General features: G+C 35.2%; 21 protein-coding genes and 1 other RNA gene. 17 read left to right on the top strand and 5 right to left on the bottom strand.

Translation table 11 applies throughout. From position 1 onward, the window contains the following. Nucleotides 1-31 precede the first annotated feature (31 nt). The 11 genes from IAE52_RS08045 to lmrA all read left to right on the top strand — a co-directional run bounded on the left by IAE52_RS08045 (nucleotide 32) and on the right by lmrA (nucleotide 17,360). A complete protein-coding gene (locus tag IAE52_RS08045; RefSeq protein ID WP_103054582.1) occupies nucleotides 32-2,434 on the top strand; it encodes a glycogen/starch/alpha-glucan phosphorylase in 2,403 nt (800 codons plus the stop codon). A gap of 89 nt (nucleotides 2,435-2,523) precedes the next feature. Continuing rightward, nucleotides 2,524-4,326, top strand: a complete 1,803-nt coding sequence (locus IAE52_RS08040) for a glycoside hydrolase family 13 protein (protein ID WP_033898724.1) — start codon at nucleotides 2,524-2,526, stop codon at nucleotides 4,324-4,326. Nucleotides 4,327-4,551: 225 nt separating this feature from the next. Next, nucleotides 4,552-6,045: a peptide MFS transporter gene (locus tag IAE52_RS08035; RefSeq protein ID WP_109990718.1), complete on the top strand. Its 1,494-nt coding sequence runs from the start codon at nucleotides 4,552-4,554 to the stop codon at nucleotides 6,043-6,045. Nucleotides 6,046-6,759: 714 nt separating this feature from the next. Then, a complete protein-coding gene (locus tag IAE52_RS08030; RefSeq protein WP_109990719.1) occupies nucleotides 6,760-8,235 on the top strand; it encodes a cytochrome ubiquinol oxidase subunit I in 1,476 nt (491 codons plus the stop codon). After that, the gene (gene cydB, locus IAE52_RS08025; protein WP_003129639.1) at nucleotides 8,235-9,230 is read left to right on the top strand and encodes a cytochrome d ubiquinol oxidase subunit II; all 996 of its coding nucleotides are present in this window, start codon (nucleotides 8,235-8,237) and stop codon (nucleotides 9,228-9,230) included. Before IAE52_RS08030 ends, cydB begins: the two co-directional genes overlap by 1 nt. 306 nt (nucleotides 9,231-9,536) lie before the next feature. Then, complete coding sequence (gene cydD / locus IAE52_RS08020) at nucleotides 9,537-11,399, top strand: thiol reductant ABC exporter subunit CydD (RefSeq protein WP_187398214.1); 1,863 nt, start codon at nucleotides 9,537-9,539, stop codon at nucleotides 11,397-11,399. Next, a complete protein-coding gene (cydC, locus tag IAE52_RS08015) occupies nucleotides 11,399-13,120 on the top strand; it encodes a thiol reductant ABC exporter subunit CydC (protein ID WP_109990721.1) in 1,722 nt (573 codons plus the stop codon). Before cydD ends, cydC begins: the two co-directional genes overlap by 1 nt. 293 nt (nucleotides 13,121-13,413) lie before the next feature. Further along, a complete protein-coding gene (locus IAE52_RS08010; protein ID WP_003129644.1) occupies nucleotides 13,414-14,289 on the top strand; it encodes a MarR family winged helix-turn-helix transcriptional regulator in 876 nt (291 codons plus the stop codon). Nucleotides 14,290-14,314: 25 nt separating this feature from the next. Then, nucleotides 14,315-14,803: a flavodoxin domain-containing protein gene (locus tag IAE52_RS08005; RefSeq protein ID WP_033898739.1), complete on the top strand. Its 489-nt coding sequence runs from the start codon at nucleotides 14,315-14,317 to the stop codon at nucleotides 14,801-14,803. Nucleotides 14,804-14,829: 26 nt separating this feature from the next. Beyond that, nucleotides 14,830-15,504 carry an SGNH/GDSL hydrolase family protein gene (locus IAE52_RS08000; protein WP_033898741.1) on the top strand — a complete coding sequence of 225 codons (675 nt, stop codon included), beginning with the start codon at nucleotides 14,830-14,832 and terminating at the stop codon, nucleotides 15,502-15,504. 101 nt (nucleotides 15,505-15,605) lie between these two features. Then, the gene (lmrA, locus tag IAE52_RS07995; RefSeq protein WP_032943351.1) at nucleotides 15,606-17,360 is read left to right on the top strand and encodes a multidrug efflux ABC transporter LmrA; all 1,755 of its coding nucleotides are present in this window, start codon (nucleotides 15,606-15,608) and stop codon (nucleotides 17,358-17,360) included. A gap of 18 nt (nucleotides 17,361-17,378) precedes the next feature. Here lmrA and IAE52_RS07990 read toward each other — a convergent pair whose 3' ends face one another. The 4 genes from IAE52_RS07990 to IAE52_RS07975 form a co-directional block, all read right to left on the bottom strand. After that, the gene (locus tag IAE52_RS07990; protein ID WP_015426050.1) at nucleotides 17,379-17,990 is read right to left on the bottom strand and encodes a TMEM175 family protein; all 612 of its coding nucleotides are present in this window, start codon (nucleotides 17,988-17,990) and stop codon (nucleotides 17,379-17,381) included. 70 nt (nucleotides 17,991-18,060) lie between these two features. Then, nucleotides 18,061-18,705: a DedA family protein gene (locus IAE52_RS07985; RefSeq protein ID WP_010905527.1), complete on the bottom strand. Its 645-nt coding sequence runs from the start codon at nucleotides 18,703-18,705 to the stop codon at nucleotides 18,061-18,063. Between the two features lie 206 nt (nucleotides 18,706-18,911). After that, nucleotides 18,912-20,906, bottom strand: coding sequence for an ATP-binding cassette domain-containing protein (locus tag IAE52_RS07980; RefSeq protein ID WP_058206616.1), 1,995 nt, complete (start codon nucleotides 20,904-20,906; stop codon nucleotides 18,912-18,914). Between the two features lie 106 nt (nucleotides 20,907-21,012). Continuing rightward, nucleotides 21,013-21,231 (bottom strand): zinc ribbon domain-containing protein, encoded by a 219-nt coding sequence (locus tag IAE52_RS07975; protein ID WP_003129656.1) that lies wholly within the window; start codon nucleotides 21,229-21,231, stop codon nucleotides 21,013-21,015. 209 nt (nucleotides 21,232-21,440) lie between these two features. Between IAE52_RS07975 and IAE52_RS07970 the strand changes: the two genes are divergently transcribed. Further along, nucleotides 21,441-22,103: a YoaK family protein gene (locus IAE52_RS07970; RefSeq protein ID WP_003129657.1), complete on the top strand. Its 663-nt coding sequence runs from the start codon at nucleotides 21,441-21,443 to the stop codon at nucleotides 22,101-22,103. A gap of 31 nt (nucleotides 22,104-22,134) precedes the next feature. On the opposite strand, the gene IAE52_RS07965 is transcribed toward IAE52_RS07970, so the two are convergent. Continuing rightward, complete coding sequence (locus IAE52_RS07965) at nucleotides 22,135-23,121, bottom strand: zinc-binding alcohol dehydrogenase family protein (protein ID WP_081199383.1); 987 nt, start codon at nucleotides 23,119-23,121, stop codon at nucleotides 22,135-22,137. A gap of 167 nt (nucleotides 23,122-23,288) precedes the next feature. Here IAE52_RS07965 and IAE52_RS07960 point away from each other — a divergent pair, with 167 nt between their 5' ends. The 5 genes from IAE52_RS07960 (at nucleotide 23,289) to ffs (ending at nucleotide 26,771) form a co-directional block, all read left to right on the top strand. Beyond that, nucleotides 23,289-24,398, top strand: a complete 1,110-nt coding sequence (locus tag IAE52_RS07960) for a vitamin B12 independent methionine synthase (RefSeq protein ID WP_003129660.1) — start codon at nucleotides 23,289-23,291, stop codon at nucleotides 24,396-24,398. Nucleotides 24,399-24,523: 125 nt separating this feature from the next. Further along, nucleotides 24,524-25,276 carry an MBL fold metallo-hydrolase gene (locus IAE52_RS07955; RefSeq protein ID WP_017864291.1) on the top strand — a complete coding sequence of 251 codons (753 nt, stop codon included), beginning with the start codon at nucleotides 24,524-24,526 and terminating at the stop codon, nucleotides 25,274-25,276. Further along, nucleotides 25,264-26,202: a metallophosphoesterase gene (locus IAE52_RS07950; RefSeq protein WP_109990722.1), complete on the top strand. Its 939-nt coding sequence runs from the start codon at nucleotides 25,264-25,266 to the stop codon at nucleotides 26,200-26,202. The genes IAE52_RS07955 and IAE52_RS07950 overlap by 13 nt, the downstream gene beginning before the upstream one ends. Next, nucleotides 26,203-26,670, top strand: coding sequence for a tRNA adenosine(34) deaminase TadA (tadA, locus tag IAE52_RS07945; protein ID WP_003129664.1), 468 nt, complete (start codon nucleotides 26,203-26,205; stop codon nucleotides 26,668-26,670). 15 nt (nucleotides 26,671-26,685) lie between these two features. Then, nucleotides 26,686-26,771, top strand: an RNA gene (gene ffs, locus IAE52_RS07940) — signal recognition particle sRNA small type. Nucleotides 26,772-26,797: the final 26 nt, after the last annotated feature.

The following is a 26,797-nucleotide window of genomic DNA, read 5'->3' as shown; positions in this document are numbered from 1 at the left end:
AAGATGTTTGAGAATAATAAAGGAGCGACGATTGAAACTTTCTAAAAAACAATTTAAGCAAGATTTCGAAGAGCGTCTAACTTCAAAATTTGCGACTGACCTGACAAAAGCAGGTTATCAAGAAATTTATGATGCATTGGCATCTGTTGTGAAACATTACTATGCTAATATTTGGGTAGCCGATAATCAATATAAGGATGAAACTGGAAAAAAACAAGCATATTATTTTTCGATTGAATTTTTACCAGGAAAAATGCTTAAATCAAATTTACTTAACTTGGGTATTTTAAATACCGTTCGAGAAGGGTTAAATGATTTTGGAATTGAACTGGATGAGGTTGCTAAGATAGAACCAGATATGGCCATTGGAAATGGAGGTTTGGGGCGCTTAGCTAGCTGTTTCATGGATTCTTTAGCTTCAACGGGGCTTCCAGGAAATGGAAATGGCATTCGCTATCGGTATGGATTATTCAAACAAAAAATAGTAGATGGTTACCAAGTAGAATTACCTGATTCTTGGCTAAATAATGGGAATCCTTGGGAAGTCCGTAGAGCAGACAAAGCAGTTGAAGTAACATTTGGTGGTGAAGTTTGGTTAGAAGATGATGGAAAAGGAAATCTTATTCCTCATTATAAGGACCAGGAACGTGTTCTAGCTGTTCCATATGATACGCCCATGGTTGGTTTTGAAAATACAACGGTCAATAATATGTGTCTGTGGCGCTCAGAAGTGCCAGAGGAATTAGACCCTAAATTTCAAAATTTGGATTATATGCGACAAACTTCGATGCTCTCTGCTGAACTTTATCCAGATGATTCTAATTATGATGGGCGACTTTTACGTTTGAAGCAAGAATATTTCTTTGTTTCTGCTGGACTTCAACGAATTTTGCACCACTATAAAGGAACACAAAAAAAAGATATTCGAAAAATTGGGGATTATATTGCTGTCCATATTAATGATACGCATCCTGCACTTTGTGTTCCAGAATTCATGCGCCTTTTAGTTGATGAATATGGTGTGGGCTGGAATCGAGCTTGGGATACAACCCTTAAGGTAATGTCTTATACCAATCATACAATTTTATCGGAAGCTTTGGAAAAGTGGCCAGAAGAGATGATTAAACAACTTTTGCCCCGAATTTATCAAATTATTGTGGAAATTGACCGGAGACGTACGGCTGAGTTGCTTCCTAAAGTGGGTGCAACACTGGTGCATAATACGAGAATTATCAAAGATGGACAAATTCATATGGCCAACTTGTCAATCATTGGTTCACATTCAACCAATGGCGTAGCCAAATTGCATTCTGATTTATTAAAGGATGTTGAACTTCATGATTTCTATGAAATTTATCCTGAACGTTTTAATAATAAGACAAATGGAATTGCTGACCGTCGTTGGATTCAGATTGCAAATGAACGCTTGTCTGGAATTATTGATGAAACAATTGGTAAATCATGGCGTCATGATTTAGATGAATTGAAGCTGCTGAAAAATTTTAAAAATGATGAAAAAACACTTGAACAACTTCAAAAAGCTAAATTTGATGACAAGCTACGATTGGCTGCGGTGATTAAAGAACAAAATGGAATTACGGTTAATCCTGATGCGATTTTTGATGTTCAAGTAAAACGGCTGCATGCTTATAAGCGACAATTGTTAAATGCTTTGCATATTCTAAAATTATATTTTGATTTGAAAGATAATCCGGAATTAGATAGGGTTCCTCGAGTATTTATTTTCGGGGCAAAAGCGGCTCCTTCATATCATTATGCTAAATCTATCATTAAAGTAATTAACGAAATAGCAAATATGATTAATAATGATCAAACGATTAAAGATAAACTCAAAGTTGTCTTTATGGAAAATTATAATGTAAGTTTGGCGGAAGTGATTATCCCAGCAGCCAATGTTGGAGAACAAATTTCTTTGGCCTCTAAAGAAGCATCTGGAACTTCAAATATGAAGTTTATGCTAAATGGTGCTTTAACCATTGGAACACTTGATGGCGCAAATATTGAAATTTTTGAAGCGGCAGGGGATGGAAATAATTTTGTTTTTGGGCTGACTAAGGATGAAGTTTATGAATATTATCGCAATGGTAATTATAATGCGCGTGATATTTATGAGCAAAATCCAGTAGTTAATCGAATTTTGAATGCCTTAATTGATGGAACGGTGCCAAATATTAAAAGTGAAGGTCGTGAAATTTTTGATTCGCTCACCGTCTATAATGATGAATATTTTGTACTTCGTGATTTTAATGATTATGTTCGGGCACAAGCTGAACTTGAAAAACTTTACCGTGACCAAAAAGCATGGACTCAAGCAAGTTTAATGAATATTGCCAATGTGGGACGTTTTAGTTCTGACCGAACAGTTAGGGAATATGCTGATGACATTTGGTATATAAAGGCTAAAAAAGAATGAAGAAATTTACTGACAGAAATTTTTGTTACTGACAGAGTAAATTTTAGGTGCCTTTAGCCTTAAGTGTTAATAAAGGAAATGAGAATTAGATGTATTATTATAATCCGTGGAATTTAGATTATAAACAACCTTTTGGGGCCATCAAGGTTGGAAACTCAATGAGCTTGAGATTTACAACTGACCAACCTTCTGTACTTGTGACATGTGTAATTCGACGTGATTTTGGAAAACGTTATGAATTTTCTATGACCAAAGATTCAGGCGGAGATTTTAGAGTTACCATTCCTTTTGATGAAGAGCCAGGACTTTATTTTTATCATTTTGAAATAGTCGAGTCTTCGGATTTGGGAGAAACTAGGCGATTTTATGGTTGTTCTGGCATAGGAGGAGAGGGGCTTCTATATACTGATGAAAATGATGTTAAACCTTATCAGCTGACTGTATTTGAAAAAGAAGATCAAGCTCCCAGTTGGTATCGTGAAGCAGTTTTCTATCAAATTTTCCCAGATCGTTTCTATAATGGAAATGAAAATGGTCAAATCAATCACCCAAAACCCAATTCATTTATCTATGGAAGAAAAACGGATAGTCCTTTCTATGTTAAAGAAGAAAATGGTGATATTGCACGTTGGGATTTTTTCGGTGGAAATTTAAGAGGAATTATTAAAAAAATTCCCTACTTAAAAGAACTGGGAATCAATGCGATTTATCTTAATCCAATTTTTTCTGGTACAAGTAACCATCGCTATGATACGAATGATTACCTAAAAATTGATTCAATGCTAGGTAGGCAGGAAGATTTTGAAGAATTGATTCAGTTGCTTCATCAAGAAAAAATGCATTTGATTTTGGATGGTGTTTTTTCTCATGTAGGAAAAAACTCGCTTTATTTCAATATTAATGGTGATTATGGCGATGATGAGGGAGCAGCAAAAAATCCTGATTCACCTTATTTTGATTGGTTTAAATTTGAAAATTATCCTTTTGAGTATAAATCTTGGTGGGGAATTAAAGATTTACCTGAAATAGACAAAGATAATGATTCTTTTCGCAATTTTATTTATGGTGAGAAAAATTCTGTTTTAGCTAAATGGAATGACTTGGGTATTGATGGTTGGCGTCTGGATGTTGCTGATGAACTCCCTGATTCATTTATTAAAGGAATTCGAGAAAATCTTGACTCTTATTCAGATAAGATATTGATTGGTGAAATTTGGGAAGATGCTTCCAACAAAATTTCTTATGGAAAAAGAAGAAATTATATTCTTGGTGGAAGTTTGCAAGCTGCTATGAATTATCCGTTTCGTGATTTAATTATTAATTTATTAAATGGTCATCGTTCTAGTCAAGATGTCGCTCATCAATTGATGACTTTGCAAGAGAATTATCCTAAAGATATTTTTTATAATAATTTAAACAATCTAGGGACTCATGATACTGAAAGAATTTTGACAATGGTTGGAGAAAAGAATTTGTCAGTAGCGTTAGCAATGCTTTTTGTATTACCAGGAATTCCTTGTATTTACTATGGAGATGAAGCAGGATTGTCAGGTGGAAAAGACCCTGAGAATCGTAAATATTTTCCTTGGGATAACATTTCACCCAATGTTTACAATGTTTATAAAAGTTGGACGCAAAAACGTCTGTCAGAAAATAGCTTGAAATATGGAGAGTTTTCAACTTTTTTTACTGACAGGTTGTTAGGAATATTGCGATATACAGATTCAGAAGTTTTTGTTGAACTCATTAATCCGAGTGAAGATGAGCTTAATATAGAAGTTCAAGAAATTACTTTTTTACAAAATCTGAAATTCTTACCAGAATTAAAAAAATTACTGACAGAAAAAGTGATTAGTGGAAAAACAAATTTAGAATTAAAGATGAAAATTTAAAACTTGCTGATGCAAGTTTTTTTACTGACAGATTTATTTGTCAGTAAAAAATGATAAAAACTATATTTTTTAGCTAAATCTTATTTTAGAAAAGAAGAAAATATAAATAAATATCTATGAAATTTTGTTATTGTCCCTCTTTTTCCCGCGTTTTTCAAAGAATCTGTATAGGCAAAATTGTTTGACAACTTGACAAGTTGTATAGAAAACTTTATAATATAATCTATGCAAAACTTAAACAAAACAGAAAAAACATTTTTCGGTCAACCTCGCGGCCTATTGACGCTTTTTCAGACTGAGTTCTGGGAGCGTTTTTCTTACTATGGGATGCGTGCCATTCTGGTTTATTACCTCTATGCATTGACAACTGCTGACAACGCAGGTTTAGGACTTCCTAAAGCTCAAGCAATGGCGATTGTAAGTATCTATGGTGCACTTGTCTATCTTTCAACAATCGTTGGAGGGTGGGTTGCTGACCGCTTGTTGGGCGCTTCGCGCACAATCTTCCTTGGTGGAATTTTAATCACTTTGGGACACATCGCTTTAGCAACACCATTTGGTTTATCTTCACTGTTCGTGGCATTATTCTTAATTATCTTGGGAACAGGGATGCTTAAACCGAATATTTCAAATATGGTTGGACATCTTTATTCTAAAGATGACTCACGTCGTGACACTGGATTCAATATCTTTGTTGTCGGAATTAACATGGGTTCTCTGATTGCTCCATTGATTGTTGGGACAGTTGGACAAGGCGTGAATTATCACTTAGGATTCTCACTTGCAGCTATCGGTATGATTTTTGCATTATTTGCTTATTGGTATGGACGTCTTCGTCACTTCCCAGAAATTGGACGCGAGCCTTCAAATCCAATGGATTCAAAAGCAAGACGTAATTTTCTTATTACATTGACAATTGTTGTTATTGTCGCAATTATTGGTTTCTTCTTACTTTATCAAGCAAGTCCAGCTAATTTCATTAATAACTTCATTAATGTTTTATCGATTATCGGTATTGTTGTTCCAATTATTTATTTCGTAATGATGTTTACCTCTAAAAAGGTAGAATCAGATGAACGTCGTAAATTAACAGCATATATTCCTTTGTTCCTTTCTGCTATTGTCTTTTGGGCAATTGAAGAACAAAGTTCTACAATTATTGCGGTTTGGGGAGAATCACGTTCTAATTTGGACCCAACTTGGTTTGGAATTACTTTCCATATTGACCCTTCTTGGTATCAATTATTGAACCCGCTCTTCATCGTTCTCTTGTCACCTATCTTTGTTCGTCTTTGGAATAAATTGGGTGAACGTCAACCTTCAACAATTGTAAAATTTGGTCTTGGTTTGATGTTGACAGGGATTTCTTATTTGATTATGACACTTCCAGGTCTCTTGAACGGAACTTCTGGTCGTGCAAGTGCTCTTTGGTTAGTATTGATGTTTGCTGTCCAAATGGCAGGTGAATTACTTGTTTCACCAGTTGGATTATCAGTTTCAACAAAATTAGCTCCAGTTGCTTTCCAATCACAAATGATGGCGATGTGGTTCTTGGCAGATTCAACTTCACAAGCAATCAATGCTCAAATTACACCACTCTTTAAAGCAGCAACAGAAGTTCACTTCTTTGCGATTACTGGTATTATTGGTATTATCGTGGGAATTACCCTCCTTATTGTCAAAAAACCTATTTTGAAATTAATGGGAGATGTTCGTTAATTAGTAATTAATAAAACCTATCTTTAATGATAGGTTTTTTGTATTTTAAAAACTATAGAAGTGTCTGAAAAGTTACGCTTGTTAAAAGTCTTTTACAAATCAATCGTTTTTATCTGCGCTTACATTATGATAAAATATAGTGTAACGTGATTTTAAATTATTTGCAGATGTTAGTGCCTTTGGTTAAAAGGCCAAAGACATTCACAAATGCTAAAATAAAGTATGAAATCACTTATTTACAAATAAAACTTATAGAGGATAGAGGTGAGAAGCAAAGCTATTTTTATTCGAAAACTCGCAGTTACTCTGTTATTAAAAATATAAAATTCAAAGTAAGGATACTCAAGCACGGTCATCCATTAAAAGTGGTTGACTAAGAAATATGAGTTTACTAAAAACTTTGAACATTTTGTGTTTGAAAAGATACTGAGAAGAGGCCTGTAGAAAAAATAATTATTGTTTTTCTGTTGCTAAATTAATAAATAAATTGATAAGAAATAGTGAAAAGTTATAGATTTACGATTAGAACTGATATTTTTAATTATTAATTATTATTGAAAAATCTTGTTAACTTTAAAAATTCTCTTATTTTATTTATTAATAAAATAAATATTTTTATTAAACCAAGGACCAAAGCTAGTCTTAGATAAAAATATTTTTAAAATTAGTCTATATCTATTTGATATATAGTAAATAAAAATAAGGAGATAAACAATGTTTACCATTGAAACTCTCGCACGCTTTCAGTTTGCGATGACGACAATCTTCCACTTTTTCTTTGTACCACTTTCTGTCGGAATGGTTCTCATGACAGCGATCATGGAAACTATCTATGTGAAAACTGGTGATGAAAAATGGAAAAAACGGACGAAATTTTTTGGATCAATTATGCTCTTATCCTTTGCAGTAGGGGTCGTAACTGGTATTATCCAAGAATTTCAATTTGGAATGAACTGGTCAGATTATTCTCGCTATGTTGGTGATATATTTGGCGCACCTTTAGCCGTTGAGGCCTTACTTGCCTTCTTCTTGGAATCTACATTCCTTGGAGTATGGATGTTTGGTTGGGATAAATTAGGTAAGAAATTGCATAATGCAACACTTTGGATTGTATTTGTTGGGACCTTCTTATCATCTTTATGGATTTTAGCGGCAAACTCATGGATGCAAAATCCAGTGGGATATGAAGTTAAAGGTGGACGAGCAACATTAACAAGTTTCTCTGCCCTTTTGACAAATCCTCAAACTATTTTGGAATTTAGCCACGTGGCAACAGGTTTCCTTGTAACTGGTGGTTTTGTGGTTGCTGGTATTTCAGCTTATCAAATTCTTAAAAATCGTGAAATTGATATGTTTAAACCAGTTTTACGTTTAGGACTTTTAGTAGCTCTAATCGGTGCAGTTGGTAACTTTGTTGCTGGTGACCAACAAATGATTGAAGTTAAAAACTCTCAACCTATGAAATTTGCTGCAACTGAAGGGGTTTATGAAACAACACCTGACCCTGCGGCTTGGGATATGGTTGCCTTCTTTAATGAAGCTGACCACAAAGAAGTATTTGGAATTCAAATTCCTTATATGCTTTCAATTCTGACTTATCACCGTCCAAGCGGTTCGGTTGAAGGGATGAATGAAATTAACGCTCAACTTCAAAAGAAATATCCTGATGTAGCTAAAGAAATTGGCGGAAATTTCTTCCCACCAGTAACGGTTCTTTTCTGGACTTTCCGGATTATGGCCGGTCTATCAATGTTAATGATTTTACTTTCTGCTCTGGGGCTATTTTGGACTAGAAAGAAAAAACCAAGTCTATATGAAAATAAATTTGGCTTACAAGTTTATCGTTGGATGCTATTTGCACCTTTCCTTGCGATTACCTCAGGTTGGTTAGTTACTGAACTTGGTCGTTATCCTTGGACCGTTTATGGTTTATTTACAATCAAAGATTCAGTTTCACCAAATGTTTCTGTCGGTTCACTTTTATTCTCAAATATCGTCTATTTCTTCCTGTTCTGTTTCCTTGGTGCTGTGATGGTTTACTTTACGCTTCAAAGAATGAAACAAGGAGTAGAAGGAGCGGAAACAGCTTATGTTTCTTTAGATTCATTTAGTCAAGAAAATTTTGCTCCTTCATTAAAAGAAGATAGTGAAATTCAAAAAGAAACTGATGAGAAAGGGGTGGATAAATAATGACTGGATTACAACTTTTTTGGTTTATTATTGTTGGAGTATTATTTAGTGGCTTTTTCTTCCTCGAAGGTTTTGACTACGGTGTAGGAATGAGTGCAATCACAATTGCCAAGGACAAACGTGAGGTTGAACAAGCTATCGGATCAATTGGCCCAGTTTGGGATTTGAATGAAGTTTGGTTATTAACTGCCGGTGGGGCAATGTTTGCTTCATTCCCTTATTGGTATGCTTCATTGTTCTCTGGTTTCTATCTTATTCTATTTTTGATTTTAGTAGGTTTGATTTTCCGGGGAGTAACATTTGAATTTCGTCATCACTCACATACGGAAAAAGGAAAAATGCTCTGGACAAAAGTTTTGGGCGTTGCAAGTTTTGCTATTCCATTTCTCTTTGGATTGATGTTTACAAGTATGATTCAAGGCGTTCCAATGGATGCTAAAGGAAATGTGACTGCTACTTTTACTACTTACGTTAACTTTTTGTCAGTCGTTGGTGGTGTTGCTGTAATGCTCTTAGCTTGGCTTCATGGCTTAAATTATTTAGCTTTGAAAACAGAGGGAGCTTTGCGTGAGAGAGCTGCAAAGATAGCTAATATCCTCTATTTTGTTCTTTATGCTGGTGAAGTTGTATTTGCTGTATTGCTAGCTATTTTCACTGATTTCTTTGAAAAACATTTTATTGGAACTTTAGTTTTACTTGCTTTGATTGTTATTCTAACTCTTGTGGCACATTTATCTGTTCGTGCAGGAAAAGAAATGTCTGCTTTCTTAGCTTCAGGTTTGACTTTCATTGCCCTTGTTGCATTGATTTTCCAAGGGATTTTCCCACGTGTAATGATTGCAACTAACCCTGCTCACAGTATTTTGATTAAAAATGCTAGTTCAACAGGCTATACTTTGAAAACAATGACGATCATTACTCTGGTTATCTTACCATTTGTACTCATCTATATGGGCTGGACCTATTTCATTTTCAGAAAAAGAATTAAAAAATAAAACATGAAAATAACTGGTTGGACCAGTTATTTTCAGATTAGTTTGTAAATTGATATAATTAATTAAGACAACTACATATTATGGTCAGGAAAATTTTTTCTGACCTAAATTTTTTAGAAAGGAACTGAGGAATTTTATTTTACTGACAGAAATTCTATGAGCAGATTTTAGAAACTGCCGACCTTGCTGATAAGTTCTGTCAGTTGAATGCTCCCAGAGGAAGTCATTCAATCGGTAAATGAAGGAACTGTCAGCTTTGTTGGTAAGTTCTATCAGTAAAATATTATCTCATCAGTAACTTTAAACATGATTGATAAATCTCTTTTTGAACTGCCAGGTGTAAGAAGAATGTTTCCGATACTGGGGATTCTGGCAGTTTTTCAATTCATTGCAATTGCCGGTCAAGCTTTATTTCTAGCTACTGCGATTACTAAGCTTTGGCAAGGACAATTATTTTCTCATACCATTCCTTGGGTTTTGGGCTTTTTTGCTTGCTTTTTGAGCCGTGAAATTATTAATTTTGGTCGTTCAAAGGCTCTGGATAAACTTGCTTACCAATTAGCAACAAAATTGCGGGGGGATATGTTGGATAAATTTTTCCGACTTGGTCCAGTTGCTATTGCTAATTTAGGTTCGGGCTCAGCTGCAACAACAGTAATCACAGGAATTGATCAGGTTGAAAATTATATTAAATTGGTCCTATCCAAAGTCTTAAATATGATGATCATCCCAATGTTAATTTTGATTCCAGTGTATTTTCTTGATTGGCAAAGTGGAATTGTGTTAACTTTGACATTTCCTTTTGCAATTATTTTTATGATTCTATTGGGATACGCAGCACAAGGACGTGCTGAACGTCAATATAAAACTTTCCAATATTTATCAAATCACTTTTTAGATTCATTGCGTGGAATTTCTACATTGAAATATTTTGGATTGTCTAAAGATTACTCAAATTCAATTTATAAAACTTCTGAAGACTTTCGTAAAGAAACGATGGGCGCATTGAGAATTGCTATGCTTTCAACCTTTGCCCTTGATTTTTTTGCAAGTCTTTCGGTTGCTGTTGTCGCACTTTTTTTGGGACTTCGGTTAATGAGCGGTGATATTTTACTTTTTCCAGCTTTAGCGGCTCTAATTTTAGCGCCAGAATATTTCCTTCCACTGCGTGATTTTGCAAGTGATTATCATGCGACGCTCAATGGAAAAAATGCTTTGGCAGCTGTGAATGAGGTTCTTTCAACTGAGGAAAATACTTTGTCAGTACTTACAGAAAAAATAACTTGGAGTGCAAATTCACAACTTCAACTGACAGAGTTAGGAAAAATTTATGACACAGGGCGTGGAATCTCAAATGTTAATCTGTCAGTAAATGGCTTTAAAAAAATTGCCATTGTCGGAAATTCAGGTTCTGGTAAATCAACATTGCTTTCAATGCTGGCTGGATTTCTAAAACCAACAGCTGGTGAAATTAAACTAAATGAGCAAAGTTTGACTTCTTTAACTGACGAAAACTATCGTCAGTCAGTTCAATTCATTCCACAAAAGACTTATATTTTTGCAGGAACTTTTCGTGAAAATTTAGCTTTTTACGAACCTGATTCTACTGATGACGAAATCAAAGCAGCAGCAAAACTTGCTGGTTTAGAAAGTCTTATCGATGAAATTGGTCTTGATGGACAAATTGGGGCCAGTGGTCGTACAATTTCAGGGGGACAGGCTCAACGTGTTGCATTAGCCAGAGCATTTTTAAGTCATACCCGCAATATTTTGTTTCTTGATGAACCGACAGCTCATCTGGACATTGAAACCGAATTAGAAATTAAAGCAAATATTTTACCTTTACTTGAAAATAAACTTGTTTTCATTGCTACTCATCGTCTTCATTGGCTTTCATCAATGGATTTGGTCATTGTATTAAACGAGGGACAGGTCGCAGGAATTGGAACTCCTGAACAACTATTATCTGAAAATACTTACTATCAAAAATTACTTAGTCAGATGCGTGGTGTTGATGATGACAAAAATTTATTAGACAATGAAACGAGCAAATCAGTAAAGGACCAAGAAGAAAAAGTATCTGAGAGGTCAAACTTTTCGTCAGTAAATGATAAATCTACTGACAGCTCTGTCAGCCAAGCTTCATCAGATAATGGAGGTCAGAAATAATGAAATTAAAAAATATTTTGTTTGGTAATGACTGGATTTCTCCATTTTTGAAAAAAAATCGTTCAGGCTTTATTCTATCTATTTTCTTAGGAACGATTACAATTTCGATGGCGGGACTTTTGATGTTCAGCTCAGGATATGTCATTTCTAAATCAGCAACAAAACCAGAAAATATCTTAATGATTTATGTTCCAGTTCTCTTTGTACGTATTTTTGGGATTGGACGACCAGTGATGCATTATGTCGAAAGATTAACTTCTCATAATTGGATTTTAAAAATCACAAGTCTCTTACGAAAAAAACTCTATTTGCGACTGGAAAAAACGGCTATTACATTAGCAGATCGTTACCGTTTAGGTGACTTATTGGGTGTTCTTAATGAAGATATTGGAAATCTACAAGACCTCTTTTTGAGAACATTATTTCCAGTTTTAATTGCTGGAAGTTTATCGATTGCTCTAATTATTGCTGGAGGATTTTTCTCACTTTGGTTTGCTTTAGGTTTAGCGCTCTTCTTAGGATTTTTGATTGTTATCTTGCCATTAATTTCTTTGAAATTTACAGTAAAATTAGATGAAGAACTCAAAATTTATCGCAATCAACTTTTTTCTCATTTGACAGATGATATTTTAGGATTACAAGATTGGGTGCTTTCAGGAAGAAAAGAAGATTTTCTGACAGCTTATCGAGGTTCTGAATTATCTGCTAGAAAAATTCAAGCCAAACTATTAGCTTTCGGACGTAGAAGAAATTTATTTTTACAAGTTGTCTATGGCGCATTAGTGATTTATTTGATGATTTGGTCTTCTGGTGCCTTAAGATTGGGAGACGCGCCTAATTATATTGCGGCAGTTAGTCTTGCTGCCTTCCCTTTATTTGATGCTTTTTCTCCTTTGTCTGATGCGGTGGTTGAAACGCAACGTTATGGCGATTCAATCAATCGTTTAAATGACTTACCAGACCAAGATGAAGAAGTAAGGACTGAGAAAATTGTTTCTACAGATTTAGTCATCAATAATCTCCAATTTTCATTTGAAGAAAATAAAAAAATCTTTGATAATTTTAATTTAGAAGTTAAACAAGGAGAACATATCGCTCTATTGGGACGTTCAGGCGTGGGTAAATCAACACTTGCCGGATTAATCAGAGGAGATTTAGTTCCCCAAAGTGGAAGTATTCAATTTTCTGGTGTTGAGCCATCTAAAGCTAAAAATGTTGAAGAAAAAATTGGTATCATTAATCAATCCCCTTATCTTTTTGCGACAAGCCTTCGTTCTAATTTGACTTTGGCGAAACTCAATGCCAGTGATGCTGAAATTTGGGAAGCTCTTGAATTAGTTGGCCTCCGTAAAATGGTTGAATCATTACCTCAAAAACTTCTGACACCAGTAGATGAAGCGGGAGAACGATTCTCTGGTGGAGAACGTCAACGCTTAGCCTTGGCACGGGTTCTTTTATCAGATGTTGATGTTGTAATTCTTGATGAACCAACTGTATCACTTGACCCAATCACAGAAAATCAACTCTTAAGTCTCTTTTTTGAACAGCTTCGTGATAAATCAATTATTTTTATTACTCATCATTTATTAGGTGTTCATCATATGGACCGAGTTCTATTTTTAGAAAATGGCTCGATTAAATTTGATGGAAAACCCGAGTCATTATTGGAGAATAACCCAACATTTAAAGAACTTTATCAACTTGATTTAGGAAATGAATAATATAAAAAATCAGTCTATGGGCTGATTTTTTTAATTTAGTTAGTTTTTGTGTTGACAAAACTAATTAAATGTTTTATAATCTTTTTTGTTAGGTAAATAAAAAATAAACTAACTAATTAATTTAAACTTTTCAAGAAATTAAAAGATAGTAAAGGAGAACCAATGATTAAGATGATAAAAATAATAATTCAAAAATTGAATTGGTTCATCAGACTTATTGAAGGCCCAGATGAACGACTAATCTATGCTTTTGATGACGAATTACAAAGAATTTGATATAAGGAGAATACATAATGTCAGAACAAACAAACAACTTATTGAATCTATTTTCAAAACTATTGCACAATCCAAACATCCTTTTTGCTTTAAGAGCAGATGGGATTTCAAAACAAATGAAAAATCGCGGTAACCGCAATGGAGCTCAAGGTTTACTCGTTGAATTATGGAATAAAGATGGTCTAACCAATGCAGAAATTGCCGAACTTCTTGATATTAAACCTTCAAGTGTAACAGCTCAGGTTAAACAATTAGAAGAAGCGGAAATGGTTATTCGTAAACAAGATGAGAATGATAAACGTGTCAGCCGCATTTTCTTGACTGATAAAGGTCGTGAAGCTCAAGAAACACGTGATACAATGCATAATGATATTTCAGAAACAATTTTTGGCAATCTAACAGATGAAGAACAAGAACAATTAGCCTTTCTAATGGAAAAATTAGTAGAAAATAACGACGCACGTAATGATCAAGATTTCCAACGAATGGCACAATTTTTCGGAAATCCATTTATGGAAAATATGATGAATGCTCATGACCGTCATGCATTTGGGAATCACATGCGCCGTGAAATGCAAAATTGGCAACGTGAAATGCGTCGTTCATCTCAAGAGATGAAACGTGGACAAAATCGTATGCGTCGTGACGAACGCTCACAAGCTCCGTTTGGTGAAGATTGGAAAGCCTTTGGTAAGCAGCTCAAAGATAGCTTTAGAAATAATTTTGGTGGAAGAGATCAAGCCGATTTTAATGAACATTGGGATCACTTTTCAGATGAAATGAAAAATCGTTTTGGTGATTTTGACGGAAACCGTCGTCCAGATTTTGATTCTAAACCAAAGACAGACAAAAATAAAGAACCTAAAAAACCAGAAAACTGGGATGATTTCTAAGGATTGAATAGATAAGGAGCGGAAAATGAGAACACTCATCGCTTACGCTGGTAAGACAGGAAATACTGCCAAGTGCGCTAGAAAGCTAGCGATACATTTAAATCAGGTCACACTTGTGGATTTAAATGCTGAAGTAGTAAATCCTAAAGATTTTGATGCTGTGATTGTTGCCAGCCCTGTTTATAGTCATAAATTTGAACGTTCAGTAGGCAGTTTCTTAAAAAAATATCAAGAAATTTTGCAAACGAAACCTTTTGCGGCATTCGTTACAATGGTTGAATATGATAGTTTTACGAAAGTGATTAAAAAAGAAATCGCCGAACCTTTGCGCAAAAATGCTGTAGCTATCGCAAACTTTGGAGGGGAGGTAAATAATTTGACCCCTTTTAACTGGCACGATAAAATTATTGCAAAATCAATGATAAAGCTAGAGTCTAAAAAACACCCGATTGAGTTTTTACCGGAAGCTGAGAAACAGTTTGTGGCTCAATTAAACAAAGTAGAGTGGATTTAAAATAGCTAAATTTATAGGAGAAGATAATGTCAAAAGAAACCAAAGCTCTTACGATAAACCCTCAGCTTGCAGCTTTTCAAGAAGAACTTCTTAAAAACTATGACAAGGCAAACCTATCAGCAAAAAAGGGACAAACTTTATTTGTTGGCTCATCATTAATGGAGATATTTCCTATTGAGAAGTGGGAGGAAGCTGGAGAAGTTACTTTTTCACACTATATCTACAATCGGGCGGTTAGAGCCACGACGACCTCATTTTTATTAGAACACATAGAGAGTCAAATTTTTAATTTGGAACCCTCAAAAATCTTTATTAATATTGGAACGAATGATATCGGTTTTGAGATTCCAGAAGAAGAGTTTTTGAATAACTATGATCAAATTCTTTCTCAAATAGAAAGTAAATTACCTCAAACGCAAGTTTATGTGATGCGCTACTATCCGATTAATACGGTTGATTTTGGTCAAGACTCAGATGAAAAAACTTTATTTGAAACGAGAAGTAATAAAAAGTTTCAAAAAGCTTCAGATAAAATAAAAAAACTTGCAGATAACCATCATTTTCACTTTATTGATGTTAATGATGGTTTATCTGATGAAAATGGCAATTTGAAAAAAGAATTAACTTTTGATGGAGCGCATCTAAATCCAGCGGGCTATCAACTTGTCTTAGAAAACCTCAAAGTTTATTTGGAAGAATAAAAAATAAATTAAGATAAAAAGTAATTGAAATCATTTCTTTTCGTCTTGAAATTCAATAATTAGAAAAAGGAAGTAAGCAAACAATGGAAAGAGGTCCACAAATGGCCAATCGTATCGAAGGAAAAGCGGTTGACAAAACATCCATTAAACATTTCGTCAAATTGATTCGTGCTGCAAAGCCACGTTATCTTTTCTTTATCATTGGGATTCTAGCAGGAATCGTTGGAACACTAATTCAATTACAAGTCCCCAAAATGGTTCAACCACTTGTTAATAGTTTTGGACATGGAGTAAACGGTGGCAAAGTTGCCTTAGTTATCGCTCTTTATATTGGTTCAGCTGCTGTTTCGGCTATTGCAGCAATTGTCCTTGGGATATTTGGTGAATCAGTTGTAAAAAATCTAAGGACGCGTGTCTGGGATAAAATGATTCATCTGCCAGTAAAATATTTTGATGAAGTTAAAACAGGAGAAATGAGTTCTCGTTTAGCCAACGATACCACCCAAGTTAAAAATTTAATTGCAAACAGTATTCCACAAGCTTTTACGTCTATTTTACTTTTGGTTGGTTCAATTGTCTTCATGCTTCAGATGCAATGGCGTTTGACCCTTGCCATGATTATTGCTGTTCCAGTAGTTATGCTCATTATGTTCCCGATTATGACTTTTGGCCAAAAAATTGGGCGAACTAGACAAGATTCTTTAGCAAATTTCCAAGGGATTGCTAGTGAATCATTATCAGAAATTCGCTTAGTAAAATCTTCAAATGCTGAAAAACAAGCCTCTAAAAAAGCAGAAAATGATGTCAATGCCCTTTATAAAATTGGGGTAAAAGAAGCCATCTTTGATGGTTTGATGTCACCAGTTATGATGTTATCAATGATGCTGATGATCTTTGGACTTCTTGCTTACGGAATTTATCTCATCTCAACAGGAGTCATGAGTCTTGGAACTTTGCTTGGAATGATGATGTATTTGATGAACTTAATCGGAGCCGTACCAACTGTAGCAACTTTCTTTACAGAACTTGCTAAAGCTTCAGGATCAACAGGTCGTTTGACCGAATTACTTGATGAAGAACAAGAAGTACTTCATCAAGGAGAAAGTCTTGATTTGGAAGGAAAAACCCTCTCAGCTCGCCATGTTGACTTTGCTTATGATGATTCTGAACAAATTTTACGTGATATCTCTTTTGAAGCTCAACCTAATTCAATTATTGCCTTTGCCGGACCTTCAGGTGGTGGTAAATCAACAATTTTCTCTCTTTTAGAACGTTTTTATCAACCAACGGCAGGAGAAATTACAATTGATGGTCAACCGATTGATAATATTTCTTTGGAAAATTGGCGGAGTCAAATTGGTTTTGTCAGTCAAGATTCAGCAATTATGGCTGGAACCATTCGTGAAAATTTAACTTATGGACTTGAAGGAGACTATACAGATGAAGACCTTTGGCAAGTTCTTGACTTAGCTTTTGCAAGAAGCTTTGTTGAAAATATGCCTGATCAACTTAATACGGAAGTTGGTGAACGAGGTGTGAAAATATCTGGTGGTCAAAGACAACGTTTAGCGATTGCTCGTGCTTTCTTGAGAAATCCAAAAATCCTGATGCTTGATGAAGCAACGGCTAGTTTAGATAGTGAATCAGAATCAATGGTTCAAAAGGCTTTAGATAGTTTGATGAAAGGTCGCACAACGCTCGTAATTGCGCATAGACTTTCAACAATTGTTGATGCGGATAAGATTTACTTCATTGAAAAAGGTCAAATCACAGGGAGTGGCAAACATAATGAACTTGTTGCCACACATCCACTCTATGCTAAGTATGTTTCAGAACAATTGACTGTTGGTCAATAAACTAAAAAGCTCAACGATTTAAGTTGAGCTTTTTTTATTTTGACTTCTTATTGTCGCAATAATCATTTCTCCTGCTGTATAAATGAATACAAAAGGGGGATAGAAGAAAGTGATAATGAAGCTAATGACCATTCCAATCTTCCAAAAAGGATTCCGTAAATAGTGATAAACTTCCATTTGAGCGATTAGTTCAGCCTTTTCTTTAGGATTGTCAGCAATAAAACAATCGGTCATATAACTATATGCAAATCCCCAAATATAAATCATCACGATAAAGAGTAGGGCAGGTGCTTTTGGTGAGTGGATTCCGAAATCATGAAAGAAGTCCATTGTGCGTCCAGCCCAAGCAGAAAGTACAGGAAGCATTGATAATGAGAGTACCCAAATCATGCAACTATGATAGATTCGACGAGTGATTTTCTCAGCCTGTGAAAGCATATATTGTTGATTAAACCAAGAAGTTGTAACATAGATAAAACTCAAAAGGTAAGCAATCAGATAGACGAGATTATCTTTCAAAAAATCAAGAATTCCACCTGTTTTAGGTAATTCGAATTCTAATAACATAATAGTCATTATTACTGCAATAATTGCATCAATAAAACCGGCTAAACGCCCTTTAGATACCATAAAATCTCCTTTGTATTACCAATTATAACAAAAGTTAATGAAATTTTATAAAAAAAATAAGCATTAAAGCTTATTTTTCTGTATCAGATGAATAGTTTTTATTTTTGGGGAAAAATCGTTTCTTGACAAAGATAAGAATCGCAAGGATGAAAATAATCCCTAAAATCACAACCACAACTGAAGAGTAAGAATCAAGAATTCCAGCAATCATCTCCCAGTTATCACCAAGAGCGGCTCCAAGGCACACTAGAACAATGTTCCAAATAAGTGTTCCCAAGGTTGTTAAAATAAGAAAACTTGGGAGTTTCATTTTAGCAGAACCAGCAGGGATTGAAATTAGACTTCTAATTAAAGGAATGAATCGACAGAAGAAGATTGTTGCATATCCTCTCTTTAAAAACCATTTTTCAGCTTTTGTGATGTCCTCTGGTTTAAGACGAAGTACTTTTCCTAAACGTCCAGAAACTAATTTTTCTAAGCGTTCAACGCTTAAAAGACGACCGACGAAGTAGAGTATCAATGCACCAAGCACAGAACCAATAGTGGCTGCGATAATCATGCCGATAATCCCCAGTTCGCTATAAGTAGTCATGAAACCACCGAAAGTTAAGATTACTTCGGAAGGAATTGGTGGGAAGATGTTCTCAATCATAATGAGAAAGGCAACACCAAAGTAGCCAAATTGGTTCATGACTTGGATAATTATTTCTTGCATTAATACTCCTTTTATTTGTCTATTACTTTAATTCTAACATAAGGCTGGAAGGCCACCAAACAATATAAAGTACAAAAAATAGGCTTTGTCTTTTGGCAAGGTCTATTTTTTGAAATCATAGGTTTACTGACAGAGGCTGTCAGTAGATAAACTTCATCTACAAGTTCTGTCAGTCATTTGAAATGACTGACAGAAGAATTTGTATGTTATTCAGAAGCGAGGGCTTCAATTGTGTTCAAACGTGCTGCACGTCCACTTGGAGCTAAACTTGCGAGGAGAGCAATTAATACAGCAACGATAATCGCAAAGATAATGTGTCCACCAGAAATTTGAACGATACTTGCCCCGTCAAGGAAACTACTTAGAGCTTTATTGATGAGGAATTGTCCGAGGTAGGCAAATCCAATAGCGATAGCGGCTGATGACAGACCAAGAATCAAGCTTTCAGCGGTGAAGAGACGAGAAATATCTTTCTTACGTCCACCGAGTGCGCGGATAACACCAATTTCTTTTGTCCGTTCAGCAACAGACATGTAAGTAGTAACAACAATCATAAAGATTGAGACAATCAAACTGATTCCGGCAATAGCGGCAAGAACATAGCTGACGATATTTGTAATATTAGTGATGACATCGAGGAATGAAGTAACACTATATGTAACAAATGCTTTTGTTCCATCAATTTTCAAGTTTTGGATGTCAGAAGTTGTTGATTTGACATTATCTACTTTATTAACTGTAACTACTGCATAAGTGGCATCACTATCTGCATTAGCAGATTCAAGAGCAGCTTTGACAGTATTGTAAGTGGCAATTAGGCTGCTAGAAGAGCTTGCTGGGCCTTGAGGATTTTTCAAAATACCAGATACAGTGAATTCTTTTGTAACTTCAACACTTGCTCCAGCAGCTGTTTTAGCTGGAATTTTTAAAGTAATTTTCTTACCAACTAATGATTTATAATCTTTATTTAATTCTTTAGCATCACTAGCATAGATTGCGATTTCGCCATCAGCAGGTTTTGAACCAGCAACGTAATCATCATTGATATTTGATTGAGTCCAAGTATCAAGAGTCATTAAACCAGATTTAGATTTATCACTGGCAGTAAGTGTTCCTAAGCCAGAAATTGAATAAGTTGGCTCAACTTTTTTGACGTTATCAACTTTTTTCAATTTTGAAAGATGAGCACTGTCAAGGTTAGTAGCAGCATTCCCAAGTTCCTGTTGCGTTTGTTGGAGTGCTTGCTCATTTCCTAATTTATTATCAGTTGTTGTCCGCTTGAAGATGGTAACCACATTCGGATTGACACTTGAAGTAATGGTGTCATTCATATATTTGGTTGCACCATTTCCTAGTCCTAAGAAAAAGATGACTGAGAACAGACCGATTGCTGTTCCGATTGCAATTAATAAATTAATTTTCCAAGAGTGAGTAAAGTGTTTAAAGGCTGTTCTGAAAGTATCACGATATGACAATGCTTTTGAGTTCATCCGTTGATGTGATTCAACAGGATAGGGTTCTTTTAGACGTTCGTCACCTGTGATTTGTCCATCGGCCAAACGGATAATTCTTGTACCGTAATCAGCAACTTCTTGTGAGTGAGTAACGACGATTACTGTCTTACCAGATTGAGCAATTTGACGTAAGAGTGCTAAAACTTCTTTCGTGTTTTGTGAGTCAAGAGCACCAGTAGGTTCATCAGCAAGAATAATTTCAGGGTCAGAAGCTAGGGCACGCGCGATTGCGACTCTTTGTTTTTGTCCTCCAGAAAGTTGTGATGGATTTTTCTTACGGTGTTCGTAAAGACCAACTTGTTTTGTGAGCTCAATCGCTCTTTCATGACGCTCTTTATCAGATAAGCTTGTCATTTTAAGACTGATTAAAATGTTATCTAATACACTCAAATAGCTAACAAGATTGAAAGATTGGAAGATGAAACCGATAGTATCTCGACGGTAAGCATCCATATCTTTTTCTTTTTTTGTTTTTTGAGCAAGGCCGTCAACGATGACATCCCCCTCATATTTACGGTCAAGTCCTCCAATGATATTCATCAGAGTTGACTTACCTCCCCCGGATTCTCCTAGGAGACTGACGAAATCACCACGTTCAAACTCGAGGTTGATTCCTTTGAGGACAGGAAATTCTTCTTTTCCAAGAAAATAGGATTTCCTAATATTTTTTAATTCCAAAACGGCCATAAAGACTCTCTTCCTTTTCTTAAAGTATGTACTTTACATTATAACTTAATTTTCTTAAATAAAAATAAGACCTAAGTCTTATTTTCAAATTTATTGACTACCTAAGCTAACCGTTCAGTAAAAAATCTAAAATATTCATTCCCGTACTCGTTTGTGCTTTGTAGAGTTCTGTATAACCACATTGAGAACAAGAAATAGTAATAAATTTCTTATTTTGAACATCAAAAATCTTTGAAAAATTTCCACCGGTTGCTTGAAGTTGATCTTCTTCAAAATTATGATTGCCACATTTGATACAAGTGTATTGTTGTTGATAGCCGTTCATTTTAACTCCTCCTCGTTAGTAAAGTGAAAAATCGCTTGTCTTCTTAATTATTTAAATCCATTATAACTCAAAAAAGTTGTTTCTTTTAGTCTTTTGAATCCGCTTCACTATTTAATATATTACTTAAATCTAGAATAATAAATAAAAAAGTGAAATTGAAACCATTATTGAAAAACAATGAGAATAATCTTTGTGATATAATTCTAATTATGGATAGACAAGTTAAAGAAAAACTGCGTATTGCATTAATTTTTGCATTAAATGCAGGTTTTATGGATGGTTTCTCATTTTTTCATTTTAATGACCGTTTTATTGGTGCACAATCAGGGAATGTTATTCAGGCGGGGATTAATATTGCTAAAGGAGATTTTGCTAGGTTTTGGGATTTTGCAATTCCGATTATCTTCTTTATATTAGGAGTAATGACTCGGGGCTTTTATTCTCACTATTTGATGAAACGTCGCCGTTTTGATGCCTCTTATTTGTTATTGGTTCAATGGTTAGGGGTGACAATTTTTGCCTTGGCTTATGGTTTGGGCTTGAAGATTCCTGTTTCCTTTTATGTTGGGATTTTCTCTTACTTTATGGCGATTCAATATGATACTTTTACAAAAGTTCATGGTCGTGCTTACGGAAGTATCTTTATGACAGGTAATATGAAGTCCATGTCGGCAAATCTTGCTCAGTATATCATTACCAAAGATAAACAAAAACTCCGGTCAGTTGGTATATATGCCGCGCTTATCAGTATTTTCTTTGCTGGAGCAGCTATTGCAACACTTGCTGGAAATTGGTTTGGAAGTTGGACAATGATGGGCTCTACTTTCATGATAGGGGCCGTTTATCTAATTGTTCGTTTTGATGAAATATAAAAATCCTCAAATAAGAGGATTTTTTTAAGCGTTAAGATAGGATAATTTTCCCTATTGTATGATTTTCTTCAATGAGTTCATGAGCTTTTTTCACATTCTCAGCGGTAATTGGTCCGAGATTCTGAGTCATTGTACTTTTTAGAACGTCATTATCTAGCCATTCAGAAACTTTATTTAAAATATCATGTTGACTTTGTAAATCGGATGTATTTGAGACGACTTTTGTAAACATCCATTCAAAGTTAAAACGTGCAGATTTATGAGCTAGTTGATCTAAATTAATAGCTTGCCCTGGTTCAACAATATTTGCAATCGAACCTTGTGGCGCAATTAACTCATTTACTGCTGGCATATGTTCAACAACGGCATTTAAAATTAAAATATAATCTACAAACTTAAAGCCAAGTTCATGAACTTGAGGAACCAAATTTTCATGATGATTGACGGTATAATCGGCGCCAAAATTTTTGACCCATTCAATGGCTTGAGGATTTGATGCCGTAGCAATCACTGTCAATCCGGCATTTTTGGCCATTTGGATTGCTACTGAGCCAACACCCCCTGCACCATTAATAATGAGGAGTGATTTTCCTTTGGATTCATCAGTCACTTCTAGTTTTTCAAAGAGAAGTTCATAGGCAGTCAAACTTGTTAGAGGCATAGCGACTGCTTTTTCTTTGGTCAGATTTTTGGGAGCAAAACCAACAATTCGTTCATCAACGGCTTGGAATTCAGCATTTGAACCTGAACGAGTAACATCACCGGCCCAAAACACTTTATCCCCAACCTTAAAAAGCTTAGTTTCACTCCCAAGTTCGACGACAGTTCCTAAACCATCCCAACCTAGAATTTTTGGTTCTGCTAAATTGCCTTTAATCCCTTTTCTAACCTTTGTATCAACTGGATTGATTGAGATTGCCTCGACTTTTATCAATAAATCATGGGGTCTTAAGATTGGCTTTTCTATTTCAAAGTCAATAAAATTTTTGCTAGAATCAATAGTTCCAATTGCTTTCATCTCTCTACCTCTCTTATAAGTAAAAGTTTATACCAGTCTGACTCCTAAGTCAATCACTTGAATTTAATATTAAATATTTACATCATGTCATTAAAAATTTCTAAGACCAAAGAAATGACGCTTTGCTACAATGGAATGAGTTAAACTAATAGAATCTAGGTAATTTCATGACAAAAACTTATAAGCATTATCATTTTGACCACGTTGGAAGTTTTCTCCGTCCCCAAACTTTAAAAGAAGCACGTTTGGCTTATTCAGAAGGGCAACTTCCATTAAGTGACTTTAAAAAAATTCAAGAATCTGAAATTAAGAGATTAGTGAAAGAAGAAGTGAACGTTGGCCTTAAAGCGGTGACAGATGGAGAATTTAATCGTTCGTGGTGGCACTTAGATTTCCTCTGGGGGCTTAATGGAGTTGGGACTTATGAACAAGAGGATTCTTATAAATTCCATGGTGCAAAAACAAGGACAACTAATATTGAATTGACTGGTAAAGTAGCTTTTAACCCAGAACATCCCTTTTTTGCGGATTTTAACTATTTAAAAAGTCTTTTACCAGAAGGAGTTGAACCTAAAGTTACTATTCCTTCACCTTCGTTAATTCCAAATCGTGATGGTCGTTCAGACCGTTGGCCAGAATTTTATGGAAGTTGGGAAGAATTCTTAGATGATTTGGCTCAAGCTTATCATGAAACTTTGCTCCATTTTTATGAATTGGGTGCGCGTTATATTCAACTGGACGATACGACTTGGGCTTATCTTATTGCCAGATTATTAGATGATCCAGAAAACCATGAAAAGTATGTTAAGATGTGTGAAGACATTGTCTATCTTGTTAATAAGCTCTTGAAGGATTTGCCTGAGGACTTGAGAGTTTCAACTCATATTTGTCGAGGAAATTTCAAATCAACTTATTTATTTGAGGGTTCTTATGAGCCTGTGGCAAAATACTTAGGTCAGCTTAATTATGATACTTTCTTTTTAGAATACGATGATGCTCGCTCAGGTTCTTTTGCTCCCTTAGCAGAAATTTGGAATCAAAGAAAAGATGTCTTGCTTGTGTTAGGACTTTTCACTTCTAAACATCCAGAACTTGAAAAGTATGAAGACATTAAAGCTCGCTTAGACGAGGCGCTTGAATCGATTCCACTTGAAAATTTGGCACTTTCAACACAATGTGGATTTGCTTCTACAGAAGAAGGAAACGATTTGACTGAAGAAGAAGAATGGGCTAAATTAGCACATATTAAAAAGATTGTGGATAAAATTTGGAAATAAAGTAAAAGTGGTGGATTCTACCACTTTTTTTGTTTGTCAGTAAAGATTAAATGGCGCATAAGCTAAATTAGCTTTGCTTTGTTATAATAGACTTAAGCAAAAAATAAAGAAAGCGAGAAAAAAATATGAAATTAACAGCACTAGGTGTTTGGGGCGGATATCCTACGCGCGATGCCGGAACAACCTCTTATCTTTTACAATCAGAATCAGGCTTTAACATGCTTTTAGATTGTGGTTCACGCGCAGTGACAGAACTTGAACATGAATTGCAACCAACTCAACTTGATGCAGTTATTTTGAGTCATTATCATGAAGACCATATTGCAGATTTGGGGGCTCTTCGCCAATATCGTCAGCTTTATCCATTGGGTCAAGATGGTTGGGATGGAATGATGTTGCCTATTTATGGCCATGGGGAAAATGAATATGAATTTTCTAAATTAACTTTGGATAAGGTTTCGGAAGGTCATCTTTATGATGTCGAAAATGGAACAAAAGTTGGTCCTTTTGATATTACTTTTCTAAAAACAGTTCATCCTGTGGTGAATTATGCCATGCGCATTGTTGAACGCAGAACGGGACAAGTTTTGATTTATACTGGAGATACGGGTTATTTTGATGAATTGACTGACTTTGCCAAAGAGGCTGACCTTCTTCTTGCTGATGTTTATTTCTTTAAAGATAAAGCAAAAATGCCTAATCACTTATCATCAATTGAAGCCGGTCAAATTGCTAAGGATGCAAAGGTTAAAAAATTAATTTTGACTCATCTGCCACAATTTGGTGATTTGGATATTTTACTGACAGAAGCAAAAGAAGCAGCGGGGGATGCTGTCATTACTGATTTAGCAGTTCCGCATAAAAAATGGCAACTTTGATAAGCCCTTTTAAAAAGCTAATTTTCCTCATTTCATTTGTTATTTTACTGACAGGAATTTTCTTTGGCTTTGTCAGTATCCAAAATTGTGTGCTTAATTACAATCCACCAAAAACGAAAAGTCAGATTGAACAATTGGTTAAAAAAAGTGCTGACAGTTCTAAAACGAGGTTTGTCAGTGATGATAAGCACTATCATCGTAATTTATTTGTTTCTGACATTCATGGACGCTTATCTGGCTTGAAAAAAACGCTGACAGAGATTCATTTTAGTAAAAATGACCGGCTTTTTGTCTTGGGAGATAGCATTGATCATGGCCGTTTTGGCTTTGATGCTTTACTTTATTTGTTGAAAACTTTGCCAGATGCTGGTTATCATGTGACAGTCATGATGGGAAATCATGAGCAAATGTGGTCAGAACTTGCAAGTGACGGTAAAACGGATGAAGAGCAACTTTCTAATGCAATTGGAACGATTGATATTTATGAAGGGGCTCCACCAAATGGCTGGCAGTATTCAATTGAAAACTGGAAAAAACTGTCAGTTACTGACAGACAATTTTTACTGACAGAAATGAAAAATAACTTTGGTCAGCCAGAACAGTTGATTGAAAAAATTGGAAATAAGTGGGTGGTACTCTCTCATAGTGCAAAAATGAGCCTTTCTTATGAAAAAGAGAAGACAAAAGATTTGTTTTGGGAACATTTGCCAGGTGATTCTTTTGAACGGCGAAATAGTGTTGCTAAAGCTGTGGGCGTACCAAACACTGATGTTCAGGTCTTTGTTGGTCATGTGAGTGGTTTTTTATTTGGGAAACATCGAAACTATATTTGTTTAGATAATACAATTGTCAATGGGACATTAGAACAATTTGAAGCAGTTCCAGTCAAAATATATTGTCTTGAACAAGAGAAATTTTTAGGATAAATGAATTTTACAGAAGAAGAAAAAGAATTTTTTATGAAGGAAGCACTCAAAGAAGCGCAGAAAGCAGCTGAAAATGAGGAAGTTCCGATTGGAGTTGTCATTGTCAAAGACGGCGAAATTATTGCGCGTGATTTCAATAGGCGAGAGCTTGATGGTCGGGCGACACATCATGCTGAAGTTTGTGCGATTGAAGCGGCAAATCAGGCAGTGGGAAATTGGCGACTTCTTGATTGCGCCCTCTTTGTTACCATTGAACCTTGTGTCATGTGTGCCGGAGCAATTGGGTTAGCGCGGATTCCACAAGTTTACTTTGGAGCGACAAATCCTAAATTTGGAGGAACGGTCAGTCTTTATCAGATTTTAGAAGACAAGCGACTGAATCATCGAGTCCAAGTAGAATCGGGGATTTTAGAAGACGAGTGTGCAAAAATCATGCAAGATTTCTTTAAAAATAGACGAAAAAAATAAATTGTGTTATAATAGTTTTCGGAGCAATAAGTTTCTTACGAAGCGTGTCAGGACCTGACGGTAGCAGCACTAAGTATGGAGCTTATGTGCTCTTTTTTTTTTGTTCAATTTCAAACTTCATGAATGT

The sequence above is a fragment of the Lactococcus sp. S47 genome, from assembly GCF_016517475.1.
Taxonomy (GTDB): Bacteria; Bacillota; Bacilli; order Lactobacillales; family Streptococcaceae; genus Lactococcus; species Lactococcus lactis.
Note: the sequence above shows the minus strand (reverse complement) of the source record. Positions and strands in the feature narration are given on the sequence as shown.

Excerpts from the sequence above, each read along its gene's own strand:
- lmrA (WP_032943351.1), top strand. The coding sequence starts at position 15,606 with ATGGCCAATCGTATCGAAGGAAAAGCGGTTGACAAAACATCCATTAAA.
- IAE52_RS08005 (WP_033898739.1), top strand. The coding sequence starts at position 14,315 with ATGAGAACACTCATCGCTTACGCTGGTAAGACAGGAAATACTGCCAAG.
- IAE52_RS07955 (WP_017864291.1), top strand. The coding sequence starts at position 24,524 with ATGAAATTAACAGCACTAGGTGTTTGGGGCGGATATCCTACGCGCGAT.
- IAE52_RS07960 (WP_003129660.1), top strand. The coding sequence starts at position 23,289 with ATGACAAAAACTTATAAGCATTATCATTTTGACCACGTTGGAAGTTTT.
- IAE52_RS08000 (WP_033898741.1), top strand. The coding sequence starts at position 14,830 with ATGTCAAAAGAAACCAAAGCTCTTACGATAAACCCTCAGCTTGCAGCT.
- IAE52_RS07980 (WP_058206616.1), bottom strand. The coding sequence starts at position 20,906 with ATGGCCGTTTTGGAATTAAAAAATATTAGGAAATCCTATTTTCTTGGA.
- IAE52_RS07950 (WP_109990722.1), top strand. The coding sequence starts at position 25,264 with ATGGCAACTTTGATAAGCCCTTTTAAAAAGCTAATTTTCCTCATTTCA.
- cydC (WP_109990721.1), top strand. The coding sequence starts at position 11,399 with ATGAAATTAAAAAATATTTTGTTTGGTAATGACTGGATTTCTCCATTT.
- IAE52_RS08040 (WP_033898724.1), top strand. The coding sequence starts at position 2,524 with ATGTATTATTATAATCCGTGGAATTTAGATTATAAACAACCTTTTGGG.
- IAE52_RS08035 (WP_109990718.1), top strand. The coding sequence starts at position 4,552 with ATGCAAAACTTAAACAAAACAGAAAAAACATTTTTCGGTCAACCTCGC.
- cydB (WP_003129639.1), top strand. The coding sequence starts at position 8,235 with ATGACTGGATTACAACTTTTTTGGTTTATTATTGTTGGAGTATTATTT.
- IAE52_RS07975 (WP_003129656.1), bottom strand. The coding sequence starts at position 21,231 with ATGAACGGCTATCAACAACAATACACTTGTATCAAATGTGGCAATCAT.
- IAE52_RS07970 (WP_003129657.1), top strand. The coding sequence starts at position 21,441 with ATGGATAGACAAGTTAAAGAAAAACTGCGTATTGCATTAATTTTTGCA.
- IAE52_RS07965 (WP_081199383.1), bottom strand. The coding sequence starts at position 23,121 with ATGAAAGCAATTGGAACTATTGATTCTAGCAAAAATTTTATTGACTTT.
- tadA (WP_003129664.1), top strand. The coding sequence starts at position 26,203 with ATGAATTTTACAGAAGAAGAAAAAGAATTTTTTATGAAGGAAGCACTC.
- IAE52_RS07985 (WP_010905527.1), bottom strand. The coding sequence starts at position 18,705 with ATGCAAGAAATAATTATCCAAGTCATGAACCAATTTGGCTACTTTGGT.
- cydD (WP_187398214.1), top strand. The coding sequence starts at position 9,537 with ATGATTGATAAATCTCTTTTTGAACTGCCAGGTGTAAGAAGAATGTTT.
- IAE52_RS08010 (WP_003129644.1), top strand. The coding sequence starts at position 13,414 with ATGTCAGAACAAACAAACAACTTATTGAATCTATTTTCAAAACTATTG.
- IAE52_RS07990 (WP_015426050.1), bottom strand. The coding sequence starts at position 17,990 with ATGGTATCTAAAGGGCGTTTAGCCGGTTTTATTGATGCAATTATTGCA.
- IAE52_RS08030 (WP_109990719.1), top strand. The coding sequence starts at position 6,760 with ATGTTTACCATTGAAACTCTCGCACGCTTTCAGTTTGCGATGACGACA.